The sequence below is a fragment of the Methylobacterium sp. AC433 genome (assembly GCF_979253015.1).
The window spans coordinates 1-536 of sequence record NZ_CEEDBN010000053.1 but is presented as its reverse complement, the minus strand read 5'-3'; the positions used below and the strand labels follow the sequence as shown (position 1 = coordinate 536).

The following is a 536-nucleotide window of genomic DNA, read 5'->3' as shown; positions in this document are numbered from 1 at the left end:
AGCGACCCGGACCGGATGGCATCGGCCGGCGTTCCCGAGGATCGGCGCACGGCCCGCACCAAGCTGGAGATCGCCGTTGCGGAGATCGACCGGGTCCAGGAGGGGGGCGTGCGCTTCGGCTGCGTGCTGGCCGATGCGGGTTATGGCTGTTCCGCCCCGTTCCGGCAGGCTTTGAGCGAGCGCGGCTTGAGATGGGCCGTCGGGATCACGGGGCGCAACAAGGTCTACCCGGCCGACGTGGCGATGATCTTCCCCGCCGCGGGGCGTGGGCGACCGCGCCAGCGTCACGTGCCGGATCAGGTCTCGGTCGCGGCCGAGACGATCCTGGCGGACATGACCGGCCGGTCGGTGACCTGGCGACACGGCTCCAAGGGTCGGCTACGGGCGCGCTTTTGCGCCCTACGCGTACGGATGGCCGATGGTCCGACCCAACGGATCGGCACGATGGGCAATCAACATCTGCCTGGGGAAGCCGTCTGGCTGGTCCGCGAGGAGCGCGGCTCAGGCGAGCGCAAGTTCTACCTCTCGAACCTGCC

At 70.0% G+C, this 536-nt stretch carries 1 protein-coding gene; it reads left to right on the top strand.

The annotated features are described in order from the left end of the window. A partial coding sequence (locus AC0IWM_RS23710) for a transposase (protein ID WP_471759128.1) occupies window positions 1-536 on the top strand: 536 nt, incomplete at both ends.